The organism is Kosmotoga pacifica, assembly GCF_001027025.1.
Classification (GTDB): domain Bacteria; phylum Thermotogota; class Thermotogae; order Petrotogales; family Kosmotogaceae; genus Kosmotoga_B; species Kosmotoga_B pacifica.
This window is the reverse complement of the sequence record NZ_CP011232.1, coordinates 104,170-128,161: the sequence shown is the minus strand read 5'-3', so window position 1 is coordinate 128,161 and position 23,992 is coordinate 104,170. Positions and strand designations below refer to the sequence as shown.

Below are 23,992 nucleotides of genomic sequence, written 5' to 3'. Positions count from 1 at the left end.
CCCCTTTGTGATCCGAGATCTGAGATTAAGCCCATTGTCAATACAGCGCATAAGAAAAAGCCTATAACCCCTCCTATCCAGAGTCCTAGCAGGAACATCTTCTATCCCCCCTTCTTGGTTTATTCTTCAGCATTCCAGGAAGGCACTGTAAATACATAACCATTTTCAACAAGCAAATCACACAATTTCTTCATGTCTCTTTCTTCTACGTGCACAACAACCTCTTCTTTTGGCTTTTCCAACCACTCACCGGGATACTCTTTGAGAAAATTAGGATCAATTAACTTTTCCACTTCTTCTTTCGATATGCAGCCTTTCATAAAGTCTTCTCGCGTTTTATTTACCAACCATTCAAGGTAACCACCCTTCGGTTTGATCATATTTATCAGCTCTCTCGTCCAAAAGTTTCTAATGCGGACAAGAACCAATTCTCCTAACACGAAAATGTATTCTTTCATGAGCGGTTCATAGTGAACCATAATCGTAACTATTCCATCGTCTCGCTTCATATCGGAGATCAAGGCATTTTTCTCCAATGTCGTGTAAAACCTCCCAAACAGCATTAGCTATCCCTCCTCAAAACGGCACATCGTCATTCTCAGGCACTTCCGGTGGGATGTATTCGGCTTCCGGTTCTTCTGTGGTTTCAATTTCCTGTGAAGCCTGGAGTTTTCCCCTGAGCCTGAAAACTCTGCTGGCCATAACGCTAACAAAAGTCTTTTCATCTTTACGGTCGATCTGAATCCTTCCGAGTACCAAAACGAGATCGCCTTTTTCTATTTCATCCAACCAGGGCTGATCGCCCCACACGATAACCCTGAACCAGTCTGTCCCTCGTTCATTCCCATCACGGTCTTTTCCTCTTGAAACGGCAAGAGAAAGGATTCTGTATGTCTTTCCATTAGGAGTAAATTTCAATTCCGTTTCACGGCCTATATGTCCCATTAACTGAACGTGATTTAGATACGGCATTCAGAGCCCTCCTTACTTTTTGATAGCGTTCTTCGTCTTCCTGGCTCCACATACCTACATCCATACAGAAATCTCTGGTAGCCTGGATCAGTTTTTGGTTTTCCCGTAAATATTCCAGATACATCTTCCTGGCTTCATGGTCCACTTCATAACCCATTTTGAGGAGCTGGCCTGTCAGCTCCATGCGTACCTTTTCAAGCTCTTTTCGAATGTTTCTGTCTCTGGTCTTCCAGAATAGAGCGTCAAGATGGCAGTATCTTTCCTGGAGTTGTCTGAGCTTCTCTTCTTCGTTGAAAAGTCGGAGCTGGACCATCCTCCCGCCTCCCTAATCCATCCATTCAAGATACTTCTCGCGCTTTCTTTTGCGGTAGCTATCAACATCCTTGATATGCAATATAAGCGTCCTTTCCAGAATCCTATCGAAGACTCTGTCACCAAGTGCTTCTTTGAGGTTTGAAGGAGTCAAATTCGAAGTGATAACTAAACCGCATTCGGCTTCATAGCGATAGTTTATGAGTTCAAAAATCTCTCCAGCAACCAGCTTATGTTCCGCTTCGTTTGAAAAATCATCGATCACAATGAGCTCTACATTCCGGATATGTTTGAACCTTTCACGGATATCTTCAATCGAGCCGGAAGCCAAAGAGGGGGCAGTTACAAGAACAGCATTATCTCCTTGTGTTATTGCGAAGCGAACAATCGCAGCTGCAAGATGTGTTTTCCCTATACCATAAGTCCCGAGTATTATTAAGTTTGATCCCGTTCTCCAGGCTTTTGCACTGGAGTATTTTCGGCAGACTTCAAGGGCTGTTTTTGTGTCTTCGCTGACAGGGATGTAATTATCGAAGTTCTTATCCCAGAACTTCTTTGGTATAGCTTCCATCACCTTTTTTTCAAGCTCTACTTGTTTTTTCCATTTGGCATATCTTGGGCACTTGAAGCTGTAAGGCCCATATATATCATTCTCGGGCTGGAAATATAGCACTCCTGCAACAGGGCACTCTTCTGGACCAGGACATAACTTTAAGCATTCACTTATCGCTTCCTGTTGGCTTGTAAATGATTGACTCCAGCTCCTCGTCTGTGATAGTTCTTCCAGCTGGGTTTTTGAACCTTTCGAGCCAATCTTCTTTAGAGACCCTGGATTTATTTCTTTTAGCTGTTCCACCTTTTCCCCTCCTTCCAAAGGCACCCTTCAACAAAGGATCCTTCAAGTATGGGAATCCTTGTTCTTTCATCACTTCTGCTTTAGTTCTAGCGATTGTAGTAATGGCGTTCTTGACCTGTGAGGGATAACATTCTTTCAGAACTTCATGAAGGTCATTAAGCCAGTCTTTCTGAAAGGGACCTATTACAGCTATCCATGTATCAACAACTTGCCGTTCGTATTGGTTAAGATCATCCAGGAAAGATTCGTCTTGCGAAGGATTTTCGCAGAATTCTTCGTTAGAAGAATTCTTATTAAAATATTCTTGTTCTCTATTACTCTTATTACGTTGGACAGAAACTTGGTCGGAAACTTGGACATAAACTTGGACATTTTCTTGGTCATTAACTTGGTCATCAGGACATAAGTTTTTGTCCAAGTTTTTAAAATATGGCCCGAGAGAATACTCTGCATAGTGCTTTTTCCCAGTGCCTTTCTTAAACTCAATGAGCCCTCTTTGCATTAGAGAATTCCTGGCTCTTTGAATTTGCTTTATAGACATACGAGTAAGCACAACCAATTTCGGATTCCCGATCACGACTTTGGTATTCAGAAGGTTATTGTTCTCGCCTCGGGCCCAATTGATTTGTGCCAGAAGAGCGATGAACAATATTTCTTCCGAATGGGCCAGTTCGTGATCCAGACGGAATCTCGAATATTGGTTAAAGACAGTGCTTAACTTCATCTCATTCACCACCATTGTTTGCAAGAGTCAAAAAGCCCCGCCTGGTGGTCCAGGCCAGGCAGGGGAGTGGGGAGTATTTATGTTAAGGGGGTAGGTGACTCCCTAAGAGCTTTATTCGGAAAAGGTCCTTCTTTAGCTTCTTCTTTTTCTTCTTCACCAGGGATTTCTTCAACTTCAACAACTTCAAACTCATTCTCATTTGGGAGATCGAGGATATCGTCTGCTTCAATTTGGGTTCGGATCGTTTCGTCTTGTGCAAGATTCCTTTGGACTTCGATGCTTAGCGGTAAATATTTGCACAATCTCTTCAGTACCGTCTTCTTCGCCATCTCGTCATAGAACCTGTTCCAAGGAGAGTAAGGAGAATTTGCAGATTGGCTGAGCTTCCTGGCTTCTTCAATTTCAGGGATCGACATAACTTTAAAAGCATATCCTCCGTCTTTGAACGTGGCGACTGCGTAGTAGAAGAGAACCTTTCCACGATCGCCGCCCAGATAGGGCTTGTGCTTCAAGTAGGGATTAGTACCATACTCAAACTCGAATTCATCCTTTTCTCTTACTTCCTCTGCAAATATCGCTGTAATCATTCCGGACCGTCTCACGAGGTCGAGCATTCCTTTATAACCGAGTTCAAATTGAACTTCCATTTTTCCGTGGTTCTTCCTGGGAATTAACCAGGCATGACCTAAGGGAGTATTTGGCTCGAGACCTAATTGAGCTGAAGTCATTAATGCTGCCGCGAAACTTTGAGGAGAACACTCTTGAAGCTGCGGGTTCATTCTTAAAGCTGTTAATGCTATCCTGGCGATTCTTTCGGCACTCATTCCATTAGGAAGAGCTCTCTGAATTTGTGATTTCATCTTGGGATCGTTTAATAGGTCCATAATGGTAATGCTTTTCTTTCCATTCCCCTTCTTAGCTAACTGATTTTTCACCTTTTCGGCCGTTGCCATACTCATTTCGCCTCCTTGATGCTGAACTTTCTGTATTGAGTTTCTTTCGTGTATTCTTCGTATAAATCAGGTCGTTCATTCTTGAGCTTCTTGCTATCAAGTCTTTTCTGAATAACGGTCTTCCAAAACACTTGATATCTGGAGACTCTTCCGGACTCAAACTCTCCGAGCATTTCCTTGATCTGGTTTTCTCTTAGCCTGATTTCCTCTTCCAGATCCTTCTTTTGCACTTTCAATTCGTTCAGCTCTTCGATTAACGTCTCGGCTGTTGGTGGAAGCTGGATTTCCTCCGGGTAAGATTCTGGATAAAGCTGGTTAAGGAGCCTTTCAGCGTCTTCTGAACCGTCAATTTCAGGTGGGATATTCTTTTCGACGTGGTTAAGCCAGAAGTTTTTCTCGCCGTCAATGATCATTTTGCATAATTCTTCATCTCTCTCTACTCGTTTGATCAACAGCTCCTCGTTGCCTATCAGAGCTGCTATATATCCCCAAGACCTGTTTGTGACTATGAAATAATGTTGGAGCTGGATGATGTATTCTTGAGGGATCTCTTCACCTTCCCATTCCTTTTTCATGTACGGGGACACAAATTTCAGCTCAAGAACACCAAACTCTTTGATTCTGGGGTCATAGATATCTCCATCGATGTTTCCGACCATCCACGGGTATTCGTTGTGCCTGTAAAACTGGTTGTTGTGAATCAGAGCGTAATCCGAGAGTCTCTTTTTAACCATCTGGAATATGGCTTCTTCGACTTCTATTCCTATCTGCATTCTCTCTGTGGGTTCGGGTTGTTCAACCTTTCCGGTTTTCTCTAGAAAAAGCCTGAACTTGGATTTATATCTGGAAATCCCCAGGGCGGCAGCTGCATCGCTACCGCCGATACCTTTTTGTCTTTCTTTAAGCCATTCTTCGTGTGTCATTTTTGTGCGTGATAGGGTCTTTACCTGCTCCATATTGTCGCCCTCTTTCCTGAAAGTAGAGATGTGGTATAATTGTCACGGATCATATGATCCAAGACTTTTGAGAGTCTGAATTTCCGGGTTCTCCTGGTCGCGCAGGGGAACCTTTTTCTTTCTCTCTTAGTTCTCCACTTGATGCTCATTATTTCTCCTCCTTTTCGGATGTTCCGAATGCTGACATACCCCATCATAGGAGCCATAAGGGCAGCTCGAACAGCTGTCTGGTTCAAGCCCGTTCAAAGCTGTTTTGCATACTTTTTCTTGGAATTCCTCCATCGTCATGAAACATCTCTCCTTCTAAAAGTCTGAATCCCAAGTTCAATAGGTAGATTTAATACCAGCTGTCTGTTTTCTCTAGGCTTGTATCGTTCAACTGACACGTCGTAGGGCGCCAAGATCTGATTTGATATTCTGTTGATATGAGCTATAAGTATTGCTTTCTTTGCGATCTCATCAATCTGCCGGTCCTGGGCTTCATCGATCTTGAGAATCAGGTTCAGAATTCTTTCGAGGATCACCCTAGTTCTGCCTGTTGATTCCTTAATTTCCATTAAGATGTACTCCTTTAGTTCATCTTCGACCAGCTCCCATTTATTAAACTCTTTCAGAATCCGTCTTTGCTGCCACGACAGTGCTATGCTGTCCATGTTCTCCTGTATCAACCGCACAATCGGAATTCTCTTTGTGATAATTCTTGGCATTCAGAGCCCCCCTTTCTTCTCTGAACCTAAGAACATGTGGAGCTAAGGCTTCAGCTGTCCTTTTCCAGTCGATCTCATCTGAAGATTTCCATTCTCCAGATTCCTTCATTTTCCGAATGATAGGGAAAAGCGCCCTTCCTAACCTTTTTGCTCTTTCTTTTTCCATTCTTTCTCACCTCTCACATGAAGCTTTTTTCTGACAACCCTAACCAGCCCCAGATTCCGTACTGGCCTATGTACCACTCGTTTTCTAAATCTTCCTGAAGGTCTTCAATGATTCCTTGAACCTTTTCAGCCAGAAGATTGTGACCTCGTTTGAGTAACTCAACATAGATCTCCTGAGCGTATTCAATCCTTTCGCTGAGTTCCTCCATCACTCTTCCTCCTCCTGTTCTCAATGTAGGACTCAACGCCGTAGGCTCTCATAAGATCATCCAGCCGCGCTTCAATCTCTTTGCGCTTTTCTTCATCTGCACTTCGAATAAGAGCCTTCAGTTCCTCGATTTCCTCTTCAAGTTCGGTAAGTGTCCTCATGAAGCTCGCCTCCTTTTAGAAAGTTCCGCCGGGGTAATCGCTCCCCGACGGTCAAGGGGGGTGAGAAAGCGCGATTCAGATTGCATTTCTTTTGTTTTGTAACTCCAATGTGATAAAATATTTTCGGGGGTGTGGGTAATAAAGGGGGGATCGAACTTGTACATTTTAGCTACTTATGATCTCGATAACCCTTCTTCAGGCGCCCACAAAAAAGTAAACGAAATATTTGAGAAGTACGGATTCTACGATAATGTATGTATTGGTGGTGAATATTTGGAGCTCCCGACTACAACCAAGCTAAAATACGCTGATAACATCAATACTCTTACCTTGAAGATAGAAAAAAAGAAACTTCTTAAAGCTTTTGAAGAAGAGGACATCAATATTGGTGTGCTAATTCTGTCCAGCTGCTCTGAGATTGTGTGATTTACTTCCCATATTTACCCACACCCCTTTCTCTTTCCTTACCCTTTACGATCCTGTGTAGGACCTGGATGTGATAAATTAGGCTCAAAAAATAATCATTAACTATTTGCCCCTTGCCTTGTGTTCAAAATCGCAAAAAACACTTCTTTATTCTGTTTCAGGACTGCATATAACCAAGTGGCTATTGATGATATGTCGCGTTCGTTGTGTTCATCAAATCCCGAATGATAAAAAATGATATGCATTATCTCGTGGAGTAATGTCTCTTGCATTCTTTGGGGTTCGCAGCGCTTGAGGGTTATTAGGTCTCTTTCATAATTGGCCTCGCCTATTGTGTTCCCTGCCATTTCATCGACAATCACTATACGGTAATGAATGCCTCCGACTGTTATGCCGTTGCGAATAACGTCCTCAAAGTTACAAATAACCTTATCCATAGTTATTCCTCCGTCTTAGTGATTTTCCTCACCCTTTACGGTCCTGTTGTTCGATTTTTTCCAAGAAATCGAGGACCTCAATACATACATTTAAGAAATTCTTTAGAGATTTGATATAATCTTGTTCGGTAACAAGTCTTTGTTGAAACTGTAGTTGAATTTTTGCAAAACTTGCATAACTTTCTAGTAGCTTATAGCCTTGTTCTTTGGCGTAGTCCTTTTCTTTAATCAGCTCTAAGATTTCTTTCATGATTAACACCTCCGAGGTGGTTAAAATGACTGAGTACTTTGCTTTGGCATTTCAAGCTTCAGAACTGGCAATAACTATAGGTAAATTGATAAGAGAGCGTTATCATGATATTGATGAAGAAATTGGACGATATTTAAATGAGTTAGAGAATCTTAAGGGTAGGCTAAAAGCTCTTACAAATCCCTCTACCCCTTTTGAGATGCGTAATTTACTTGAAGAATTATTGAGTGTATTGAAAGCTGAATTCGACCAAATTAATTTCATGGAGTATGAAGAACCTAATAAAGTTTTTTACATACCGATTCAGTTAATTGATGAAAAGATAAATATTCCAGAAAAAGCGCATTGGCCAAAATACGATCTTCATTTCGATGCCAAAATAGGTGATAAAATTTACCCTAGATCGATATTTCAAAGTGGCAATAATTTTTATTGGGCAAATGATGATCAATTGAATGATGTAATTGATTACTTAAAGCTTCAAGGAAGATTTACTGTTAATGCTCACCTTAGACCTTCACAACCTCTTCTTAGTAAAGAAGAAATAATGATGATCTTTAAATGGTTTAATTTCTTGTTGGAAGATAGGGGTGTTGAATATGACGCTTGAGGGGAAAATAGTTGTAATTCTTAGTGAAACTGAGGTGATAATAAACATTGGTCTTAAAGATGGAGTGAAAGATGAAATGATTTTTGCTATCAAAAATCCTAAAGTAATTGAAGTAAAAGATGTCGATGGCAAATACAAGCTTGGCGAATTTTCAAGAACTAAAGGTTATATTATTGCCAAAGAGGTTTATGACCACTTTACTTACTGCGTAACTCTAAAGAAGGAAACTTTTGTTGATTTGCCTGAGTCTTTTTCTCCGATTACTGGCGGTAGACGGGGAAGGCTCAAGGTTGAACAGAAACAAATCACAGAAATTGAAGGAGACCTTACAGTTCGTATTGGTGATAAAGTTATAAGAATCTGAGTGATATCTTTAAAATGATTTCCCATATCAAGGTTTGAAGAAACCTTTAAAATCATTTCCTTCGTGACTTAAAACTCCATGTATTCACTTTTCAAAGACCCGCTTTCGATCACTCTCGACCGAAAGGTTTTGCTCCCTCAGCCGACCTTAGCTGTATCCTTTGGGTAGGGGGAGCGGCGTCTGTATCTCGGAAAGATTTCTTCAATTGGCACTCCAAAGAACGCAGCTATTCGATCCGCCACCTCGAAGGAGGGAGCTCTTCTGCCACTTTCAAAGGAGTGTAATGTTGTCCAATGTATTCCAAGCTTTTCTCCGAGCTGTCTAAGAGTTAATTCTTTGCGTTCTCTTAGCTCTTTGAGAGTAGTCATATAGTATTCTCCCTCCTTTCATGTGGTCATAATGACTACGTTTATATAGTATACTAATCGACTACGCTATGTCAAGAATTCTTGGTAACGTTGCTGTTACGACTACTTGTTTACTATATGAATACAAGGGTGATAAAATGCTAGTGGGTGATTTGATGCAGTCATTAGCAGAAAGACTTAAATTTTTAAGAGAGTCAAAAGGCCTTTCTTTAAGGAAATTAGCTGAACAGATAAATGTACATTTTAGTACTTTGGGAAGCTATGAACAGGGTAGGCGCAATCCTGACCTTGAAACTTTAAAGATGCTTGCAGAGTTCTATAATGTATCCGTCGATTACCTCCTTGGTCTTGTTGACGATCCCAAAGGACATTTAAAAGGTGAAGTCAAACTTGCAACTGATATGAAACGGATACCTATAGTAGGAAAAGTATGTGCTGGCAATGGAATACCTGCGGAAGAAGAGATAATTGATTATGCTCTGATTGATTCAAAAAGCTCAGCTGATTTTGGACTAGAAGTTAAAGGGAATTCGATGTTCCCAGTCTTCAAAGATGGCGACTGGGTGTTTGTCAAAAAACAACCCATTGCACATACTGGTGAATACGTAGTTTGCTATGTCAATGGGAATGATGGAATCATAAGGAAATTCGTTAAAAAGGGACGCACAATCTATCTTGTACCAGAAAATCCAGATTATGAGCGTATTATTATCGAACCTGAAAGTAACATCACTTGGGGGATTATAGGGGTTGTTGTTGGCAAATATGAACGGATAATGCATTACTAAGGGGGGATTGTGGTTGAGAAACCACAAAGTTTTCTTCATATTTTTAATACTGCTAATAGTTACTTCTACCTTGTTTGCGGACTATCTGAGTGAAAGTGAATTAAGTGAATCGTGCAGTGCATCTAGAACCATCCTTATTGACGGATTTGAGGTTGAGCGTTTGTATTTTATCGATAGGCGAACACTTCAAAATGCTCCAAACATGGAGCAAACACTGTTCCGAGAAATGAGTGATTTACTGAAGAGTTGGAGGATACCCAACGACTATGATTTGTTGGGTTTTTTTGTATTCAAAACGATTGATTACGATTTCTTTGATGTAGTTCCAGGTAATTTTGCCGTAATTTTGGACAACTTAAAAGTCAAGGGAACACTAAAAGAGAAATACCAAAAGTATTCATCTATGGTTGAGAACGGAGCACAAGCTTTTTTTGCCGGGGAAATAACCCTTATAAGCCATTACATGGGTTTTGGGATTGAAACGTTTCCTGTTTATTCAAAAGCAATTGACCCAAAAGAGGATTATCAAGTTATTTTGGAATGGTCATTAGTTACTCCAAAAGGGGGAGTTAAAGAATTGGAAAACTTTATTATTTATGTTCAGGCAGAATCATCTAATGAATCATAAGCTAGATTTCAAGGAGGAATAGCGATGAGAAAAGCCTCTTTATTTTTTGTCTTCTTAGTGTTAATGTTGAGTCTTCACGCTTTTTCCAGCATGTATGCTGTAACAACAGATAACCAAATAGTTTTATTAAAAGATGACGGTACTTGGGAAGCCGTTAAAGAAGCGGTGGATAAATATGGAATTCCAAAAGTCCAGATAGATGTCCCTTTTGTTTTTGAAAATATTGCGATTACAATCAAAAACATCTTCAAGTATGGGGATTGTATTATATTTGACTTCTTTATATTTAACAACTCGGATGAAATGATCAGCATGGATTATATCTCTTTTGACTTGAGAGACATTGAAGGATTCAATTACGACCTCAGAACGTATTCATCAGAAGCTCCAGAGAAATATATAAATAGGCGACTTAATGGGAAAATAAGGCCTCACGGCTCACTGAGAGGTTATTTATTTCTTGAAATCTCAGAGGATATAGAATTAAATGAGCTTTACGTGAATCACTCAGATTTTTTTTCAAGCAAAACTGCTGTTGTCTCAATTCGTGACATCAAAATCGAAACTTTAAAATAACAAATAGTTCTTTTGGGAACTGCAATCGATAACAGGGGGGATGGGAGTGAGAATCGCTGCTTTTGTGCTCGGCCTGATTTTCTCGATTGTCGTGTTATTTGGGTCTTTTTTTGCTCTAGGGCTTTCTAGCCTTGGTACTCTGACTGAAGACATGGAATTTGCTGAAAGCTTTGGTCTAGCTGGCGGAGGAGCTTTTTTGATGGGGATTTTAGGTATTATAGGTTCCTCTATGGCATTCAAACACCCAAAAGCCTCCGGTGTACTACTTATCATTGTAGCGTTTTTCCTTATTCTTATAGGAGTGACAACACTTTATAAGGACATGGGGGTTTTTGGTGCGGTAATGGGTTTAGCGGGGATTTTTGCATTTGTAGGATCGAGGAATCATTAAAAAGTAATCAGTTAGGGGTTGAACACATGAAGCACGTTTTTACTCTTATAATATTGACCCTTTCCGTTCTTGCTTTCAGTCTTACGTCGGTAGTTATAGAATTTACTGCAGACACCACAGCTCTCTACTTCGAAGAATATTTTGACCTCTTTAACCAAGTCAAGAATTACGAAAGCGCTGAAGTATACAAAGTTGTAGATGGAGATACAATATGGGTCACAATAGAGCGATGGCTTACAAAAGTTAGGATGATAGGTCTTGATACTCCAGAGACAGTTCATCCTACAAAGCCCGTGGAGTATTTCGGTAAAGAAGCCTCGAATTTCGCTAAAAAGATTCTGACTGGTAGAGAAGTCAAACTCTCCTACGACTGGAATAAATTCGACAAATACAATAGGCTTTTGGCTTATGTATGGGTTCCAGTACAGTACAATAATTCGACAAAGTACGTTCTCTTTAACCTTCTTGCGATTATCAATGGATATGGTCATGCTTACCTGTATTTCCCCTTCAAAGACGAATATATGAAGATTTTCAAAGAAGCCCAAGACTACGCCAGAGAAAACTCAATCGGATTGTGGGCCGGCGAAAATGCTTCTGAGAATGAGAAAGAAAGTCAGGTATCTCAACCACAGACTCAGGAAAAAGGGGATGTGAGAATCTCGTACATCAAATATAGCGGAAATCCTGAGTATATTGAGATAAAGAACTATGGTACTTCGCCCGTGAACTTACAAGGATGGAAGATAACAGATGAAGGCGCAAAACATGTGTATGTATTTGGTAATGTGGAATTGAAACCTGGATATGTTATTCGTTTATACTCTGGAAATAAGGCAACAGAAAACATATGGGTCAGAACTTATATTTGGAATAATGATGGGGATGTAGCGTATCTTTATGATAGTAACGGAAATTTAGTTGATAAATACTCATATTAAGGAGCGATGTGATGAAACCGAGAAAAGTGGAATTGTTTATCATCCTTGCATTCATTGTCTTTTTCCTGTTCTTTGCGTTTGTTCTTTATCCTGAACTCCGAGAACTGAACGACAACCTTAGGATACTCCTAGAGTTAGAGAGGATGGGGAGATAGTATGAAGTACTCCAAATCAAATGGAATTATGGGGTCGTGACTGAGTAGGCAACACGATAATCTCAGGATCCTCCAAGAATTGAGGAAGGAAAGCAATTAAAGATCATAGAAACAATATGTGTAAGTAGTGAGAGTTTTAAAAAAGCTGCAAGAGAAGGAGGGGTTGATTATCTCAAAAAACTGGAAACCTAAGGAGCATTCAGAAATAAAAGAGAAAATTCTTGGGAAATATCTTTTCCCTTGGTTTATGAAAGTGTCATCAGGATTTAAAAATGTTTTTTACATTGATACTTGCTCCGGACCCGGGATATATAAAAACGGGTTCAAAGGTTCTCCTATAATCGCTCTTGAGCAAGCGTACAAAGCCTGGAAAAAACATGAGAGAACAACATTCCACTTTAGATTTATAGATAAAGACAATTCTGATTGTAAGGAGCTTGAAAACAATATTAGGAATCTTACAATTAATGATGACGGCTTTGACAATAATGACTTCAATGATTTTATGAATAGCATAAAATATGAATGTATTAACGAGGATTATTCTGCTGTTCTTGATAATTTAATTTTTGAAGTAAATGAACTAAGAGCTGCTTCCTTTACTTTTATAGATCCATATAATGCTACCACTGTTCCAATGAAGCACATAATCAGATTCATGGATTTTGATCGATCTGAAGTTTTATATAACTTTATGCTATCTGATTTAGTAAGAACAAGGAAAAATCGTACATTAGCGGACACGACTGAAATTTTTGGTGAAGCCATTGATATTTCAGTTATGACAGACGAGCAAATATCTAATACATACGAAAAGTGTCTTAAAAAGCGCATTGAAAATTCTTATGTTTTAAAGTATATTATGCGACATAGCGAAAAACGCATGCGACTATATGATTTATATCATCTGACACATCATAAGGAAGGATTAAAAATAATGAAAGGAATTATGAGGGGGCTTAGTACTTCTAACCATTATTTTTCTAATGATAAGAGATACAACAAAGAACAGCTGTCAATATTCATTCCAGGTCTTGATGAATTCAGACATCATTTGTGTAAAGAATTTGATAGGAAAGAAGTTAAACTTGAAGAGATATTGGAAAGATTTGTTATGAATGATGAATTTCTTTGGGATGGAAAAGTTATTGGAGACTTTCTTGTTAAGCTTCGAAATGATGATGAAGTTGAATTTGTCCCAAATCGTAAGAGACCTATAAAATCCACGATTATAAAAATCAAGTACTCTGCATGAAAACGGTCATAGTCTTGTTTGGTTTTTCGTCCCAAGTTCTACCGTCAAGTACCCGGCCGTTTTTCTTTTTATTGAATCCGCCCCATTGTTTAAAAAAGAAAAGAACATTCTGTTCTAAACATTGGTCTCGAATACTACGAACCCAATCGGCTTCTAATTTTCTAGAAGCAGGACCGCTTTCTCCTCCTGCTATTACCCAATGGATTTGTTGTAAGTCAAGCTCTCCCAAGTCACCCACGAGAGGTTCTGCAGAAACGAAACGAACTCTGGCCGGAACTTCTCTCAGAAGATCTATACGGTGCTTGTACTCTTCCGATTCTACGGTTACACCAGCCCAGATGTTAGAAGTCCATTTAACCCTTCTAGAAATCTCCAAAAATCTTTCAGCCCTTTTTGTAAGTACTTGGAAAGTATGCCAGTAAGCTTGGTTCATTACCGTAAAGACTTGCTGAATAAAATAATCTGGTATTGATTCGTGAAAGAGATCTCCCATAGAAACAACAAAAACCATCTTGGGAGTTTTCCATTTAAATGGTTCAGTTAAAGTCTCTGGGTGAATTGTTGGCTGAAAACCATTTCTGTATTTTTTGCTTCCCATCGCCTGAAGTCTTTTACATAATCTCTCAGCATAACAATGTACACAACCCTTACTAAACTTCGAACAACCGGTAACTGGATTCCAGGTCGCTTCAGTCCATTCAATTTTTGTACTTGAAGACATAATTTCTCCCCCTCGGTGGAGTGGTATGAGCATCTATACCATTGTTATTGTACATCAAAAATTCTGGAAAACAAAATTTTAAGCTGTCCATCTAGTGACTAGTAAGAGAAATGACTCTTTTTTATTCTAACTATGGTATAATTTTTTCTACCATTTTGCATCATCTTCCTCTTTTCGTGCTTCAATTTCTTGGGGAGGGATCTGCGTGAATGAGTTCCTTTCAGGTATCCGCAGGGTATTTGCTTATGCAAGAGTTTCTACGAAACATCAAAGCGGGCTTTCCATCGACGGTCAATTCAGGATGTGCGAACGCTTCGCTGAATTCTACAATATGACCATTGTCGGGAAATTCTCAGACAAAGAAACCGGGAAAGTCAATACTAGGGAACAATTTGATGTGATGCTTGAACGAGTTTATGCAGGGGAAGTAGATGGGATCCTGTGTGAAAAATACGACCGCTTTTCTCGAGCTGGTGCCAGTGGTGAGGTTTTGATTCAGAAGATAGAAAAAGAAACAGGGATCCGTGTGATTGCAGTTGCTGAGCTTATGGATACTACTACTCCGGTAGGAAGAGCCATGAGGGGAATGAGAATGCTTTTCGCGGCTCTTGAAAGAGAAGAGACAGTCGATAGGACCATCCGAAGAATGAAAGACATGGCCAGGTATGCCTATTGGATGGGAGGACAACCGCCTTTAGGATACAAAGTGATAGACGTTCAGGATAAAGAAGGAAAACTCAGGAAAAAACTTGCCATCGATGAGGAAACAGCTCCGCTTGTACGAAAGATTTTCGAGCTTTATGCCGACGGCAAAAGCCAGGCTCAGATAGTTGATTGGCTTAATGCTCAGGGCTACAAAACATCAAGAGGAGGGGCTTTCACAAAGCAATCCCTTCACGACATTTTGCACAACGAGAAATATCGAGGGATCTACACTTATTTTAAAGGGACAAAACATAATCATCACGCAAAACGAGATGATGTTGTTCGGGTTCCTGGAGGAGTACCTGCGATTATAGATGAGGAACTATGGGATCAAGTCCAAAAGCGTTTCAGGGCCCATGCGGGATATAAGCACCGCTATCTGTTAGCGGGCCTTCTAAAATGTGGTCGATGTGGAGGATACATGCACGGGCATGGGGGAAAAGAGCCGGATTACCGCTGTATTAAGCACAAGCCCAGATTAACTATAAGAAAGTCAAAAATCGAAGATTTCGTTTTGGCATATATTAAATATGAAATTCTGGAGGCAGTAACCGACATCGACTTTGAACTCATGGCCCACGAAATAAATGCGCAAGCGACCCAGAGGGACCACACAAGGAAACAAATGATAGATAAGCTTACTTTGGAACTTTCGAGACTCCAAACGGATGAGGAAAGGCTTATTCAAGCTATTAAGGCTGGAATAGGTTTAGAGGGATTAAAAGAAGAAGCACAAAAAATTAAGCAAAGGAAAGAAGAAATCAAATTGAAGTTATCACAGCTTAGAGGTCCTGGTGGGAATGATTATATAAAGGTTCAGGAACTAAAGGAAAACTGGGAGCTAATGAAAAAACGCTTCTATGAAGGAACATCTGAGCAAAAAGAAATGGTAGTTCGCCAGCTAATTGATGAGGTAATTCTTCATCCTTCAGGGTATATTCAAGTTATACAGAAATAAAAGAGCCTACCATCGTGGCAGGCTTCTTATTTCTCCCCGAATACTCGGGTTATTGACTGGCAGCCCCACGGGGAATCGAACCCCGACCTTCGGACTGAGAATCCGATGGACTAGCCGTTATCCTATGGGGCCACGCGTAATTATGGTATCACAGCTAATGTTGTTTGTAAACACCCGGTTTTGAAAATCTTTTTTTCAAAAGTATAATAACTATGTAATCGGGTAATCGATTTGGTGGGGGTGCGGGAATGTTTATCAGAAAATGGCCCGTTTCGGGGGCCGTAAAGGGGAAGTTGGTACTCGTTCACGGACTTGGTGAGCACAGCGGACGTTACGAAGAAATTGGGAATTATCTGAGCCGTAGAGGGTTTCGTGTTTACGCTACCGATGTCGAAGGACATGGTATGGACGTATCTCTATATGGTGCAGCCAAAAGTTTCAAGAAGATGATAAACAGAGTAAAAGAGCTCACATTCATGGCTGAAGCAGAGGCACCGGATGTCCCTATATTTCTGATGGGACATAGTCTTGGAGGATTGATCTCCATAAGGCTCCTTGAGCTGGAATCAAAGCTTTTTAGAGCCGGAATTATAAGTTCACCACCGGTCAAGTCATATCGAGAAGAACTCGGAAGCCTTTATCATGGCTTTTTCGCGTTATCATTCGTTGTTCCGTTTCTCAGATTGAGTAACAGAATCGACGTATCCGAAATCTCCAACGACGAAAAAACAAACCGCTACTACGAGTTAGACCCCATGGTGCATGACAGGATCTCTTTAAAGTTCTTCTTTGAAATTGAAAAGCACATAGATTTAGCGTGGAAAGAAATAGAGAAGATAAGGCACCCGGTTTTATTTACTTATGGCTCTGAAGATAGCGTAGTATCGACGGAAGCTATCTTGGAATTTTATGAAAACCTCAAGACTGATAAAAAGCTCATTACTTTTCCCGGTTCAAAACACGAACCTTTCAGGGATAGAGAACATAAAGAAGTATTTTTTTCAGAGGTCCTCAAATTCTTGCTTTCACTTCTCTGAGTTGAATCTGGCAATCCAGTTACGGGCTATCTTTTCATCTCTAGCAATAGCAGTTGTGAGCTCATCAATCGTGTTAAACTTTAATTCAGGTCTCAGGTATTCCAGCAGTTCCATCTCGATGATGTTGTCGTAAAGGTTTTCATTGAAGTCAAGATAATAGACTTCGTATTTTATCTCTTCCGAAGGATTGACTGTTGGCCTGAATCCTACATTAAGAAGACCAAACACTTCCCTACCATCAAACACCGATCGTACGATATAGACGCCAGGTCTGGGATACACAAGTTTGTCATTGCCTCTAGAAACATTCGCTGTGGGATATCCGAGTTTGCTACCCAGTCTTTTATCACGGTAGACCCTGCCGTATATTGTGTACGGTTCTCCAAGTAACTTGTTGGCCAGCTTTATGTCTCCCCGGGCTATGGCTCCTCTAATCCAACTACTGCTGATGCGTTTGCCCTGATACTCTAGCTTCGGGACTAAGCGCAGAGTAAAACCGTATTTCTCGCTCATTTCTTTCAAGATATCAGCGTTTCCCCGGGCTCTCTTACCAAAGGTGAAATCTTCACCCACAACCAGCCCCTTGAGTCCTTGTTCTAGGAGAAAGAGAATATAATCCTCTGGTTCGATATCCCTTATCTCAGCCATATCAACTGTTACGATATTTTCAATACCAGCATTGATTATCAACTCGATTCTCTGAGAGACCGGATAGACAAGACCAGGAAAATTAGGAAAGTAATACCTCCAGGGATAAATTATCGATATTGCTGTGCTGTTTACGCCAAGCTCGGAGGCGACCTCAATGGTTTCAGCCATGATTTTTCTGTGACCCAAATGAACTCCGTCAAATGTACCGATACATGCTACAAACATAGCCTAATCCCCAAATACCTTTAGAAGTTTTGCAACCCTCTGATTTTCTTTTTTTCTCAGAAGCATTTTGATGAATCTTGAAGACCTTTCGGCCTTAGCGATAGATAGGAGCCTGCCTTCTTCGCTAACGATTCTTATAAGGTCGTTCTTATTGAAGCTGCCATCCAGACCGGCGATGCCTTGAATCCAGATTTGTCTCCCGTTGAGGACGGCCTTTCCCTGCTCTTCACTCACGATAATAGAAGGAAGGAAGCCCATTACTGCCTCTGAATCCTTCAAGTTCACAAGAGATAATTCTTCGGGCCTGACAGCTTCAGAAACGGAGAAAGCACCAACTTTCGTTCGTCTCAGGTAAGTCGTAGTGGCACCACAACCGAGACGATATCCCACATCCATAACCAGCGACCTTATATATGTTCCTGACGATACTCTTGCACAGAACGAAACTTCACCTTCTGGAAATCGCACTTCGATGTCATCAATTGAGAAGATTTTCACACGCTTTGGCGGAAGGTTTATAATCTTTCCCTCCCTGGCTAGCTGGTAAAGGCGCTTCCCTTTGTACCGTTTTGCAGAATAAGCAGGTGGAACCTGAAGATATTCGCCTTCAAAGGCTTTAAGCGCGTTGACAATCTCTTCAGTAGAAAGATTCCAGTCGGGATGCTCCTCCACAATCTTACCCGTGAGATCAAAAGTATCGGTAATCACACCGAGTTTCATTTTGACCACGTATGTCTTTTCGAAATCCTTGAGATACTCGAGAAGTCTCGTTGCACGCCCAACACCCAGTATCAGCAGACCACTGGCAAAAGGATCTAATGTTCCTGAATGGCCTACTTTCCTGATTCCCAGCTTTTTTCTTGCCATATCGACAACATCATGGGAAGTGATCCCGACAGGTTTATCAACGAAAAGAAACCCAGAGGTCATTCTTCGCTTTCCTCTTCCTTCCCCTTATTGAGTTCTTCGAGGATTTTTGAAATCCTTAAGCTCGCATCGATTCCTATGTCTTCTTTGAACCGGAGTTCTGGAGCTTTGAATATCCTGATATTTTTAGCGATTGCTGTCCTGAAATAGCCTTTGTTGTCTTCAAACCACTGAACGACTTCTTCTTTGCTCATCGTATTGATGAGGCTGCTCACAGAAATATAAGCATATCTTTTATCTTTAGATAACTCGACTCTTACGATATTCAAAAGTGAAGTGTCAAAATCAGCACCTTTGTAATTCCTGAGGGCCTCTGAGAGTACTTTTTGGATTTCCGATTCGAGCATTTGTTTTCTATAAGACGATGCCATATAATCACCTCCAGGCTCCATCAATTATACATCACAAAAGAAAGTGCATTTCTAATTTATCGTTACCAGCTCTTCCAGGCGTTTCTTCATTTCAATGTATTCTTCATCGTCCACAGGCATTTTCCCCTTATAAAAGAGTAGCTTTAAGCCCTCAAGAAGCTTTCCATAGCGAACATTTCGCATGAAGGACTGCAGGAATGAAGTGACATCACTCTTTTCATATGCCACTATTATCGCTGTGAGGAGCTCTCTAGTATTGTACAGCCTCAGCCATTCAACGTCGTAGAGGGATGCAAGATCATCCAGAAGGACCTGGCACGTGTAGAATGGAGCCTTGCCATTCGTTCCCGCTAAAGATTCCAGATAGGGCAGGAAAACACGATAATAAAGGAATTTCTTATCAACATCTTCGATATATTTCAAGTTAAGTGCGTTAAATACGTCCTTGATATCACTTGCCGACAAACTCATGAACAACTCTTCAAAAATGTCTTCGTTGCCATGGATATAGTATTTTTCCCCGTTCAAAATCCCTAGTGTGCTCAGGGTATCCAGATAACCCTCTAACATGTATTTCTTACTGACTTCTGGGTTGAAAGTTAGGACTGTCCCGAAATGTGTTCGTGGTTTAATAAAGATGATGTCCGCTTTGCTTCTGTACCCCCCAAGGAAGTTCAAAATATCTGTCAATCCATAAGTACCAATGTCCACAGCTATTATTTTCTTATATCCGCGTTTAATAGCCAGCTCAATGGGAATGTTACTGTAAATACCACCGTCTATGTAGTTCTCACCACCAAAGCTTTCTCTTTTGAATACAGGAAAATTAGAACTGGCAAGGATATAATCCACTAGTTGACCTTCAGGTATGTCCTCGAGGTAGAGCATAACAGGTCTCATCTTGCTCAGCGAGTATGCTACCAGACCATAGTCGAGGTTTGATGATCTGACTTTTCTTTCATCGATCAACTCCCTAAGTTTGATACGCAAAGGATCTATATCCACCCCGGCGAAAAGCTTCCTTAATATCCTCGCGACATCGAGCACAGAAAGACTTGATAGATTTCCCTCAATTATTTTCCTAACTTCTGGAGAGACTTCCATTACATCATCATAATCAGTGGAAAGCCAGATGTGTTTAAGCATTTCAAAATCTCCCATCAAAATGCCAGCCCCGTTTATTGAACCAACAGATGTACCATAAACGCCGCCGACGTTTACATTCAGATCCATCAAGGCTTTCCATACACCTATTTCATATGCTCCGCGGCCCCCGCCACCAGAGAGAACGAGCCCAACTTTTTCAGCACCTGAAGCGAAATTCATTAAAGCCAACAGTACAAACACCCCGATCAATAGACGTTTTTTCATAGAATCACCATGCTTTATAATAACATTATAGATGGTAAAATGGTTTAAGAATTCAAAATATCTATATGCTAACATCAGTTAACGTAGCTTACTATTGGGGTGGTATCTCTGATAAGAAACTTTATACGCCGCTATTGGTGGATGTATTTGTTGGGGACATTGTTCGTTATTCTTGTAGATTTACTTCAACTGGTCTCGCCACGGATAATTGGGAATATTATAGATAAACTCAAGACAGGTGTCGAGGATATCACTGTTCTCAAGGCCTCGTTATTCGCGATAATCGGCGTTTCCTTCGGGATATTCATTTCCAGATTCTTCTGGAGGGTCTTTATAATGGGGAGTGCTCGGCGGTTTGAGTACTATTCCAAGAAAGTGCTCTTTGAAAAGCTCCTGACATTGCCTCCGAGTTTCTATGATCGCATTAAAGTTGGTGAGCTGATGGCACGTTTCACCAACGATGTAGCGGCTGTGAGACAGGCAATGGGGCCCGCCGTAGTAATGTCAGTGGATGCTATTTTTATGACATTGGTAACAGTTTTTACAATGGGAACATTGATCAGCTGGAAACTGACGTGGATTGTCATCATTCCCCTCCCACCCCTCGCACTGATTTCAGCTTTCTTTGGAAGACTAATCCATACCCGCTTCAAAAAAGTACAGGCTGCATTCGCTGTAATGACTGACTCCGCAGAAGAGAGTGTTTCAGGCATAAGGGTAATAAAAAGTTACGGTCAGGAAGATTCAAGATACGACATGATGTGCAACAAGTCAGATGATTATGTGCGAAAAAATCTCGCTCTGATACGTGTTTGGGGCATGTTCTTTCCTCTAATTCAGTTACTGGCCTCTATTGGATACGTTATAGCCATGGCTTTTGGTGGAAGAGCTGTTATTACCGGTCAACTCACATTGGGTGAATTCGTGACCTTTACTACGTACCTTGGCATGCTCATCTGGCCCATGATGGCTACCGGTTGGCTTATAAACATCATTCAGCGTGGTCGAGCCTCATATAGCAGACTCAAAGAACTCCTCAACGAAGAATCCGACATAGTCACTACTGATCCCGCACCATTAAGAAAGCTCAGAGGGAATATTGAAATAAATAATCTCACGTTCAAATATCCTAGTAGCAGAGAAGCTGTCCTGAAGGACATAAATCTTTACATTCCCGCCGGAGGAAAGATCGCAATAGTGGGGACAACAGGTTCCGGGAAAACGACGCTGGCCAAGGTTCTCACACGTCTTTATCCAGTACCGAAGGGGAAGGTATTCATCGATGGTTACGATATTAATCACATCGATCCCACTGTTCTGAGGGAAAACATAGCTTATGTTCCACAGGAAACGTTCCTATTCTCTGAAACAGTTAGAAACAACATCGCCTTTGGAGTAGAAAATGCCACTGACGAAGAGATAGTACGTTACGCTTCGATGGCAGCGATTCACAACGATATAGTAAGTGATTTTCCTGAGGGTTATATGACCATGGTTGGAGAACGTGGTGTTACACTGTCCGGCGGGCAGAAACAACGTGTGGCAATAGCGCGGGCACTTTTGAAGGAAGCTCCGATAGTCATTCTCGATGACTGTTTGTCTGCTGTAGATACCGAAACGGAATTGAAAATACTCTCTTCTTTGCGAAATGGATCTGAACTGCGAACAGTTATCGTCATTTCCCACAGGCTAAAAGCCGTCAGAGATGCGGATATCATATATGTACTCCACGACGGCGAAATCATCGAAAGAGGTAACCACGACGAACTCATGGAGTTCAACGGCCTCTATAAAAGGATGTATGAACGCCAGTTACTAGAAGAGAAGCTGGAGGAGGAATAGGATGCCACAAAGCGTCTATGCCGAGTCGGAAGAAAAATATAAGGTCGAAGACTGGTCAATAATAAAGAGGCTCTGGAAGTACGTCAGACCGTATACATGGCTTTTCATCGTCGCCATACTGCTGATAATGATTTCTGCGGCGCTTGACTTGATATTCCCATATCTTTCGAAAGTTGCAATAGACGACTATATGAACGCAGATCATGCTTACACTGTGGAAGCCATCAATGGAAACATACATTTTATGAAAGATCCAAAGGGCACTTTTCATCTAAAACAACTCGAAGATGGAAGCTATGTTATCACAGACGGTACCAATAATTATACGGTAAGTCCCGAGACTCTGAGAGAACTCCGGAGTTCTGATCTCGAGGGTCTAACAAAGATAGTAATCTATATGATTCTCACACTTATTGCCATGTTCATTGCTGTGTACCTGCAGGTATATTTAACCAATTATATGGGTCAAAAGATAACTCACAATATAAGAATGGATCTTTTCAAGCATTTAATGAGGCTACCCATGCGATATTTTGACACCACACCAAGCGGACGGCTTTCTACAAGGATCGCCAATGACACAAAAAACCTGGCGGAGTTCTTCAGTAGTGTAATAACTTCGCTTGTAAAAGATGTGGTATTACTAGTGGGAATTATAGTGGTAATGCTTAAGATGTCTTTCTACCTCGGAACCATTTCGCTGTTAATACTTCCGCTTATACTGGTCAGCACGTTGGTATTCAGATACTTTGACCGCATAGCTTACAGAAAAGTCAGGACGAGACTCGCTATAATAAACGCCTTCCTTGCCGAACATATATCCGGTATGTCAGTCATCCAGATATTCAATCAGGAAAAAAGAAAGGCCGAGGAGTTTGACAACGTAAATAAAAGCCATTACAAGAGCCTTATGGAACAACTCATGGTTTTTGCGGTTTTCAGACCCTTAATGGACCTCCTTTACTATCTCGCTATCGCTGCAATCGTCTGGTTTGGAGCTAAGGGCATCCTAGCAGGAAAAGTAGGATTTGGCGTTTTATATGCTTTCACCAGCTACGTGGAGATGTTCTTCAGACCTTTGAGGGATATTGCTGAGAAATATGACATTGTTCAGAATGCTCTGGCTTCAGCTGAAAAGATTTATCGAATAATGGACGAGCAAGAAGAAGAGTACAATGAAGATCAGCCAGCTGTTGAAACTTTAAAGGGAGAACTCGCATTTAAAAATGTGTGGTTCGCTTATGATGGTGAGAACTACGTGCTGAAGAATATAACGTTCCATGTGAAATCTGGTGAGAAGATAGCAATTGTCGGTGAAACCGGAGCAGGTAAAACCTCAATAATAAGTATTCTAAATGGTCTTTACAAAATTCAGAGAGGTGACATATTAATTGATGGACGCTCGCTCTATGAGTACAACCTTCAGACCCTAAGGAAAAAGCTTGGCATTGTTCTTCAGGATGTTTTCCTTTTCTCTGGCACCGTGCTGGATAATATAAGGTTGTTTGACTCAAAAATACCAAAAGGACGGGTACACGAAGTGGTGAGGTACATAGGGGCAGAACGCTTCATCAACCGACTGCCGAATGGATATGAAACGGAGATACTCGAAAGGGCAGGAACGCTCTCTGCTGGTGAACGTCAGTTGATAGCCCTGGCCAGAGCTGTACTCTACGACGCGGATATCCTTGTGTTAGATGAAGCAACTGCCAACATCGATACTGAAACTGAAGCAATTATTCAGCAGGCAATGGAAAAAATCTCTCATAGGAAGACCGTCATCACGATAGCCCATCGTCTCTCCACTATAAGAAACTCGGATAGAATCCTTGTAATCCATAAGGGTAATCTTGTAGAAGAAGGTACACATGAGGAATTAATGAAACTCGGCGGGATATACTACGATCTGTACAGACTCCAATACGAACTTGGTGACATAGCCTGAATCTTTTGTTTTGCAAGCAAATAAGTTTACAGAATA

33 protein-coding genes and 1 tRNA gene are annotated in these 23,992 nt (G+C 41.0%); 14 read left to right on the top strand and 20 right to left on the bottom strand.

Features of this window, described 5'->3' with window-relative positions; translation table 11 throughout:
* Positions 1-119: 119 nt before the first annotated feature.
* The 11 genes from IX53_RS00645 to IX53_RS00595 all read right to left on the bottom strand — a co-directional run bounded on the left by IX53_RS00645 (position 120) and on the right by IX53_RS00595 (position 6,014).
* The gene (locus IX53_RS00645; protein WP_047753708.1) at positions 120-563 is read right to left on the bottom strand and encodes a hypothetical protein; all 444 of its coding nucleotides are present in this window, start codon (positions 561-563) and stop codon (positions 120-122) included.
* Between the two features lie 13 nt (positions 564-576).
* Positions 577-972, bottom strand: coding sequence for a single-stranded DNA-binding protein (locus IX53_RS10390; protein WP_082128420.1), 396 nt, complete (start codon positions 970-972; stop codon positions 577-579).
* Complete coding sequence (locus tag IX53_RS00635; RefSeq protein ID WP_047753707.1) at positions 926-1,285, bottom strand: hypothetical protein; 360 nt, start codon at positions 1,283-1,285, stop codon at positions 926-928. Before IX53_RS00635 ends, IX53_RS10390 begins: the two co-directional genes overlap by 47 nt.
* Positions 1,286-1,297: 12 nt before the next feature.
* A complete protein-coding gene (locus IX53_RS00630) occupies positions 1,298-1,957 on the bottom strand; it encodes an ATP-binding protein (protein WP_047753706.1) in 660 nt (219 codons plus the stop codon).
* A gap of 46 nt (positions 1,958-2,003) precedes the next feature.
* The gene (locus IX53_RS00625) at positions 2,004-2,864 is read right to left on the bottom strand and encodes a hypothetical protein (RefSeq protein WP_047753705.1); all 861 of its coding nucleotides are present in this window, start codon (positions 2,862-2,864) and stop codon (positions 2,004-2,006) included.
* Positions 2,865-2,941: 77 nt separating this feature from the next.
* Positions 2,942-3,817: a recombination protein RecT gene (gene recT / locus IX53_RS00620; RefSeq protein WP_053001074.1), complete on the bottom strand. Its 876-nt coding sequence runs from the start codon at positions 3,815-3,817 to the stop codon at positions 2,942-2,944.
* A gap of 2 nt (positions 3,818-3,819) precedes the next feature.
* Positions 3,820-4,773, bottom strand: a complete 954-nt coding sequence (locus IX53_RS00615) for a YqaJ viral recombinase family nuclease (protein ID WP_047753704.1) — start codon at positions 4,771-4,773, stop codon at positions 3,820-3,822.
* Positions 4,774-5,057: 284 nt separating this feature from the next.
* Entirely contained in the window at positions 5,058-5,426 is a 369-nt protein-coding gene (locus tag IX53_RS10845; protein ID WP_218916072.1) for a hypothetical protein, read from the bottom strand.
* The gene (locus tag IX53_RS11030) at positions 5,374-5,589 is read right to left on the bottom strand and encodes a hypothetical protein (protein ID WP_218916071.1); all 216 of its coding nucleotides are present in this window, start codon (positions 5,587-5,589) and stop codon (positions 5,374-5,376) included. Before IX53_RS11030 ends, IX53_RS10845 begins: the two co-directional genes overlap by 53 nt.
* A gap of 70 nt (positions 5,590-5,659) precedes the next feature.
* Positions 5,660-5,854 (bottom strand): hypothetical protein, encoded by a 195-nt coding sequence (locus tag IX53_RS00600; protein ID WP_047753701.1) that lies wholly within the window; start codon positions 5,852-5,854, stop codon positions 5,660-5,662.
* Positions 5,829-6,014 carry a hypothetical protein gene (locus tag IX53_RS00595; RefSeq protein ID WP_047753700.1) on the bottom strand — a complete coding sequence of 62 codons (186 nt, stop codon included), beginning with the start codon at positions 6,012-6,014 and terminating at the stop codon, positions 5,829-5,831. Before IX53_RS00595 ends, IX53_RS00600 begins: the two co-directional genes overlap by 26 nt.
* A gap of 156 nt (positions 6,015-6,170) precedes the next feature.
* Between IX53_RS00595 and IX53_RS00590 the strand changes: the two genes are divergently transcribed.
* Complete coding sequence (locus IX53_RS00590; RefSeq protein WP_047753699.1) at positions 6,171-6,440, top strand: hypothetical protein; 270 nt, start codon at positions 6,171-6,173, stop codon at positions 6,438-6,440.
* A gap of 98 nt (positions 6,441-6,538) precedes the next feature.
* Here IX53_RS00590 and IX53_RS00585 read toward each other — a convergent pair whose 3' ends face one another.
* Together IX53_RS00585 and IX53_RS00580 are read right to left on the bottom strand one after the other, a co-directional pair.
* Positions 6,539-6,877 (bottom strand): hypothetical protein, encoded by a 339-nt coding sequence (locus IX53_RS00585; protein WP_047753698.1) that lies wholly within the window; start codon positions 6,875-6,877, stop codon positions 6,539-6,541.
* A gap of 28 nt (positions 6,878-6,905) precedes the next feature.
* Positions 6,906-7,127 carry a hypothetical protein gene (locus IX53_RS00580; RefSeq protein ID WP_047753697.1) on the bottom strand — a complete coding sequence of 74 codons (222 nt, stop codon included), beginning with the start codon at positions 7,125-7,127 and terminating at the stop codon, positions 6,906-6,908.
* Between the two features lie 25 nt (positions 7,128-7,152).
* On the opposite strand from IX53_RS00580, the gene IX53_RS00575 reads away from it, so the two are divergent.
* Positions 7,153-7,737 carry a hypothetical protein gene (locus tag IX53_RS00575; RefSeq protein WP_047753696.1) on the top strand — a complete coding sequence of 195 codons (585 nt, stop codon included), beginning with the start codon at positions 7,153-7,155 and terminating at the stop codon, positions 7,735-7,737.
* Positions 7,727-8,101, top strand: coding sequence for a hypothetical protein (locus IX53_RS00570; RefSeq protein ID WP_047753695.1), 375 nt, complete (start codon positions 7,727-7,729; stop codon positions 8,099-8,101). Before IX53_RS00575 ends, IX53_RS00570 begins: the two co-directional genes overlap by 11 nt.
* A 137-nt stretch (positions 8,102-8,238) precedes the next feature.
* Here the strand turns inward: IX53_RS00570 and IX53_RS00565 are convergent, their stop codons facing one another.
* A complete protein-coding gene (locus IX53_RS00565) occupies positions 8,239-8,469 on the bottom strand; it encodes a helix-turn-helix transcriptional regulator (RefSeq protein ID WP_047753694.1) in 231 nt (76 codons plus the stop codon).
* Positions 8,470-8,606: 137 nt separating this feature from the next.
* Between IX53_RS00565 and IX53_RS10385 the strand changes: the two genes are divergently transcribed.
* From IX53_RS10385 to tcmP, 7 genes are all read left to right on the top strand, one after another.
* Positions 8,607-9,257 carry a LexA family protein gene (locus IX53_RS10385; protein ID WP_053001073.1) on the top strand — a complete coding sequence of 217 codons (651 nt, stop codon included), beginning with the start codon at positions 8,607-8,609 and terminating at the stop codon, positions 9,255-9,257.
* Positions 9,258-9,270: 13 nt separating this feature from the next.
* Complete coding sequence (locus tag IX53_RS00555; protein ID WP_047753693.1) at positions 9,271-9,885, top strand: hypothetical protein; 615 nt, start codon at positions 9,271-9,273, stop codon at positions 9,883-9,885.
* A gap of 24 nt (positions 9,886-9,909) precedes the next feature.
* Positions 9,910-10,461 (top strand): DUF4352 domain-containing protein, encoded by a 552-nt coding sequence (locus IX53_RS00550; RefSeq protein WP_047753692.1) that lies wholly within the window; start codon positions 9,910-9,912, stop codon positions 10,459-10,461.
* A 46-nt stretch (positions 10,462-10,507) separates the two neighbouring features.
* On the top strand, positions 10,508-10,852 hold the full coding sequence (locus tag IX53_RS00545) for a hypothetical protein (RefSeq protein ID WP_047753691.1): 345 nt from the start codon (positions 10,508-10,510) through the stop codon (positions 10,850-10,852).
* A 26-nt stretch (positions 10,853-10,878) separates the two neighbouring features.
* Positions 10,879-11,793, top strand: a complete 915-nt coding sequence (locus tag IX53_RS10380; protein ID WP_053001072.1) for a lamin tail domain-containing protein — start codon at positions 10,879-10,881, stop codon at positions 11,791-11,793.
* A gap of 11 nt (positions 11,794-11,804) precedes the next feature.
* The gene (locus tag IX53_RS10840) at positions 11,805-11,948 is read left to right on the top strand and encodes a hypothetical protein (RefSeq protein WP_156173061.1); all 144 of its coding nucleotides are present in this window, start codon (positions 11,805-11,807) and stop codon (positions 11,946-11,948) included.
* Between the two features lie 163 nt (positions 11,949-12,111).
* Positions 12,112-13,203: a three-Cys-motif partner protein TcmP gene (gene tcmP, locus IX53_RS00535; RefSeq protein ID WP_047753690.1), complete on the top strand. Its 1,092-nt coding sequence runs from the start codon at positions 12,112-12,114 to the stop codon at positions 13,201-13,203.
* On the opposite strand, the gene IX53_RS00530 is transcribed toward tcmP, so the two are convergent.
* Positions 13,187-13,924, bottom strand: a complete 738-nt coding sequence (locus IX53_RS00530) for a DUF5131 family protein (protein WP_047753689.1) — start codon at positions 13,922-13,924, stop codon at positions 13,187-13,189. The two genes, tcmP and IX53_RS00530, sit on opposite strands and share 17 nt — an antisense overlap.
* A gap of 205 nt (positions 13,925-14,129) precedes the next feature.
* On the opposite strand from IX53_RS00530, the gene IX53_RS00525 reads away from it, so the two are divergent.
* Positions 14,130-15,587, top strand: coding sequence for a recombinase family protein (locus IX53_RS00525; RefSeq protein WP_047753688.1), 1,458 nt, complete (start codon positions 14,130-14,132; stop codon positions 15,585-15,587).
* 57 nt (positions 15,588-15,644) lie between these two features.
* Here the strand turns inward: IX53_RS00525 and IX53_RS00520 are convergent.
* Positions 15,645-15,719 (bottom strand) — tRNA-Glu (locus IX53_RS00520).
* Between the two features lie 116 nt (positions 15,720-15,835).
* Between IX53_RS00520 and IX53_RS00515 the strand changes: the two genes are divergently transcribed.
* Positions 15,836-16,624: an alpha/beta fold hydrolase gene (locus IX53_RS00515; protein WP_047753687.1), complete on the top strand. Its 789-nt coding sequence runs from the start codon at positions 15,836-15,838 to the stop codon at positions 16,622-16,624.
* Here IX53_RS00515 and ribF read toward each other — a convergent pair.
* The 4 genes from ribF to IX53_RS00495 are packed head-to-tail and all read right to left on the bottom strand — an operon-like array spanning position 16,613 to position 20,169.
* Positions 16,613-17,500 (bottom strand): riboflavin biosynthesis protein RibF, encoded by an 888-nt coding sequence (gene ribF / locus IX53_RS00510; protein ID WP_047753686.1) that lies wholly within the window; start codon positions 17,498-17,500, stop codon positions 16,613-16,615. The genes IX53_RS00515 and ribF overlap by 12 nt on opposite strands.
* Before the next feature lie 3 nt (positions 17,501-17,503).
* Complete coding sequence (truB, locus tag IX53_RS00505) at positions 17,504-18,430, bottom strand: tRNA pseudouridine(55) synthase TruB (RefSeq protein WP_047753685.1); 927 nt, start codon at positions 18,428-18,430, stop codon at positions 17,504-17,506.
* Positions 18,427-18,798, bottom strand: a complete 372-nt coding sequence (gene rbfA, locus IX53_RS00500; RefSeq protein ID WP_047753684.1) for a 30S ribosome-binding factor RbfA — start codon at positions 18,796-18,798, stop codon at positions 18,427-18,429. The genes truB and rbfA overlap by 4 nt, the downstream gene beginning before the upstream one ends.
* Before the next feature lie 51 nt (positions 18,799-18,849).
* Entirely contained in the window at positions 18,850-20,169 is a 1,320-nt protein-coding gene (locus IX53_RS00495) for a patatin-like phospholipase family protein (RefSeq protein WP_053001071.1), read from the bottom strand.
* A gap of 141 nt (positions 20,170-20,310) precedes the next feature.
* On the opposite strand from IX53_RS00495, the gene IX53_RS00490 reads away from it, so the two are divergent.
* Both IX53_RS00490 and IX53_RS00485 read left to right on the top strand, forming a co-directional pair.
* Complete coding sequence (locus IX53_RS00490; RefSeq protein ID WP_245612732.1) at positions 20,311-22,011, top strand: ABC transporter ATP-binding protein; 1,701 nt, start codon at positions 20,311-20,313, stop codon at positions 22,009-22,011.
* 1 nt (position 22,012) lies between these two features.
* The gene (locus tag IX53_RS00485; protein ID WP_047753683.1) at positions 22,013-23,956 is read left to right on the top strand and encodes an ABC transporter ATP-binding protein; all 1,944 of its coding nucleotides are present in this window, start codon (positions 22,013-22,015) and stop codon (positions 23,954-23,956) included.
* The last annotated feature ends 36 nt before the right edge of the window (positions 23,957-23,992 follow it).

What these genes read in the sequence shown, in the direction of transcription:
- IX53_RS00645 (WP_047753708.1), bottom strand. Translation starts at nt 563, where the DNA reads ATGCTGTTTGGGAGGTTTTACACGACATTGGAGAAAAATGCCTTGATC.
- IX53_RS10390 (WP_082128420.1), bottom strand. Translation starts at nt 972, where the DNA reads ATGCCGTATCTAAATCACGTTCAGTTAATGGGACATATAGGCCGTGAA.
- IX53_RS00635 (WP_047753707.1), bottom strand. Translation starts at nt 1,285, where the DNA reads ATGGTCCAGCTCCGACTTTTCAACGAAGAAGAGAAGCTCAGACAACTC.
- IX53_RS00625 (WP_047753705.1), bottom strand. Translation starts at nt 2,864, where the DNA reads ATGAAGTTAAGCACTGTCTTTAACCAATATTCGAGATTCCGTCTGGAT.
- recT (WP_053001074.1), bottom strand. Translation starts at nt 3,817, where the DNA reads ATGGCAACGGCCGAAAAGGTGAAAAATCAGTTAGCTAAGAAGGGGAAT.
- IX53_RS00615 (WP_047753704.1), bottom strand. Translation starts at nt 4,773, where the DNA reads ATGGAGCAGGTAAAGACCCTATCACGCACAAAAATGACACACGAAGAA.
- IX53_RS10845 (WP_218916072.1), bottom strand. Translation starts at nt 5,426, where the DNA reads ATGGACAGCATAGCACTGTCGTGGCAGCAAAGACGGATTCTGAAAGAG.
- IX53_RS11030 (WP_218916071.1), bottom strand. Translation starts at nt 5,589, where the DNA reads ATGAAGGAATCTGGAGAATGGAAATCTTCAGATGAGATCGACTGGAAA.
- IX53_RS00600 (WP_047753701.1), bottom strand. Translation starts at nt 5,854, where the DNA reads ATGGAGGAACTCAGCGAAAGGATTGAATACGCTCAGGAGATCTATGTT.
- IX53_RS00595 (WP_047753700.1), bottom strand. Translation starts at nt 6,014, where the DNA reads ATGAGGACACTTACCGAACTTGAAGAGGAAATCGAGGAACTGAAGGCT.
- IX53_RS00585 (WP_047753698.1), bottom strand. Translation starts at nt 6,877, where the DNA reads ATGGATAAGGTTATTTGTAACTTTGAGGACGTTATTCGCAACGGCATA.
- IX53_RS00580 (WP_047753697.1), bottom strand. Translation starts at nt 7,127, where the DNA reads ATGAAAGAAATCTTAGAGCTGATTAAAGAAAAGGACTACGCCAAAGAA.
- IX53_RS00575 (WP_047753696.1), top strand. Translation starts at nt 7,153, where the DNA reads ATGACTGAGTACTTTGCTTTGGCATTTCAAGCTTCAGAACTGGCAATA.
- IX53_RS00570 (WP_047753695.1), top strand. Translation starts at nt 7,727, where the DNA reads ATGACGCTTGAGGGGAAAATAGTTGTAATTCTTAGTGAAACTGAGGTG.
- IX53_RS00565 (WP_047753694.1), bottom strand. Translation starts at nt 8,469, where the DNA reads ATGACTACTCTCAAAGAGCTAAGAGAACGCAAAGAATTAACTCTTAGA.
- IX53_RS10385 (WP_053001073.1), top strand. Translation starts at nt 8,607, where the DNA reads ATGCTAGTGGGTGATTTGATGCAGTCATTAGCAGAAAGACTTAAATTT.
- IX53_RS00550 (WP_047753692.1), top strand. Translation starts at nt 9,910, where the DNA reads ATGAGAAAAGCCTCTTTATTTTTTGTCTTCTTAGTGTTAATGTTGAGT.
- IX53_RS10380 (WP_053001072.1), top strand. Translation starts at nt 10,879, where the DNA reads ATGAAGCACGTTTTTACTCTTATAATATTGACCCTTTCCGTTCTTGCT.
- IX53_RS10840 (WP_156173061.1), top strand. Translation starts at nt 11,805, where the DNA reads ATGAAACCGAGAAAAGTGGAATTGTTTATCATCCTTGCATTCATTGTC.
- IX53_RS00530 (WP_047753689.1), bottom strand. Translation starts at nt 13,924, where the DNA reads ATGTCTTCAAGTACAAAAATTGAATGGACTGAAGCGACCTGGAATCCA.
- IX53_RS00515 (WP_047753687.1), top strand. Translation starts at nt 15,836, where the DNA reads ATGTTTATCAGAAAATGGCCCGTTTCGGGGGCCGTAAAGGGGAAGTTG.
- ribF (WP_047753686.1), bottom strand. Translation starts at nt 17,500, where the DNA reads ATGTTTGTAGCATGTATCGGTACATTTGACGGAGTTCATTTGGGTCAC.
- truB (WP_047753685.1), bottom strand. Translation starts at nt 18,430, where the DNA reads ATGACCTCTGGGTTTCTTTTCGTTGATAAACCTGTCGGGATCACTTCC.
- rbfA (WP_047753684.1), bottom strand. Translation starts at nt 18,798, where the DNA reads ATGGCATCGTCTTATAGAAAACAAATGCTCGAATCGGAAATCCAAAAA.
- IX53_RS00495 (WP_053001071.1), bottom strand. Translation starts at nt 20,169, where the DNA reads ATGAAAAAACGTCTATTGATCGGGGTGTTTGTACTGTTGGCTTTAATG.
- IX53_RS00490 (WP_245612732.1), top strand. Translation starts at nt 20,311, where the DNA reads ATGTATTTGTTGGGGACATTGTTCGTTATTCTTGTAGATTTACTTCAA.
- IX53_RS00485 (WP_047753683.1), top strand. Translation starts at nt 22,013, where the DNA reads ATGCCACAAAGCGTCTATGCCGAGTCGGAAGAAAAATATAAGGTCGAA.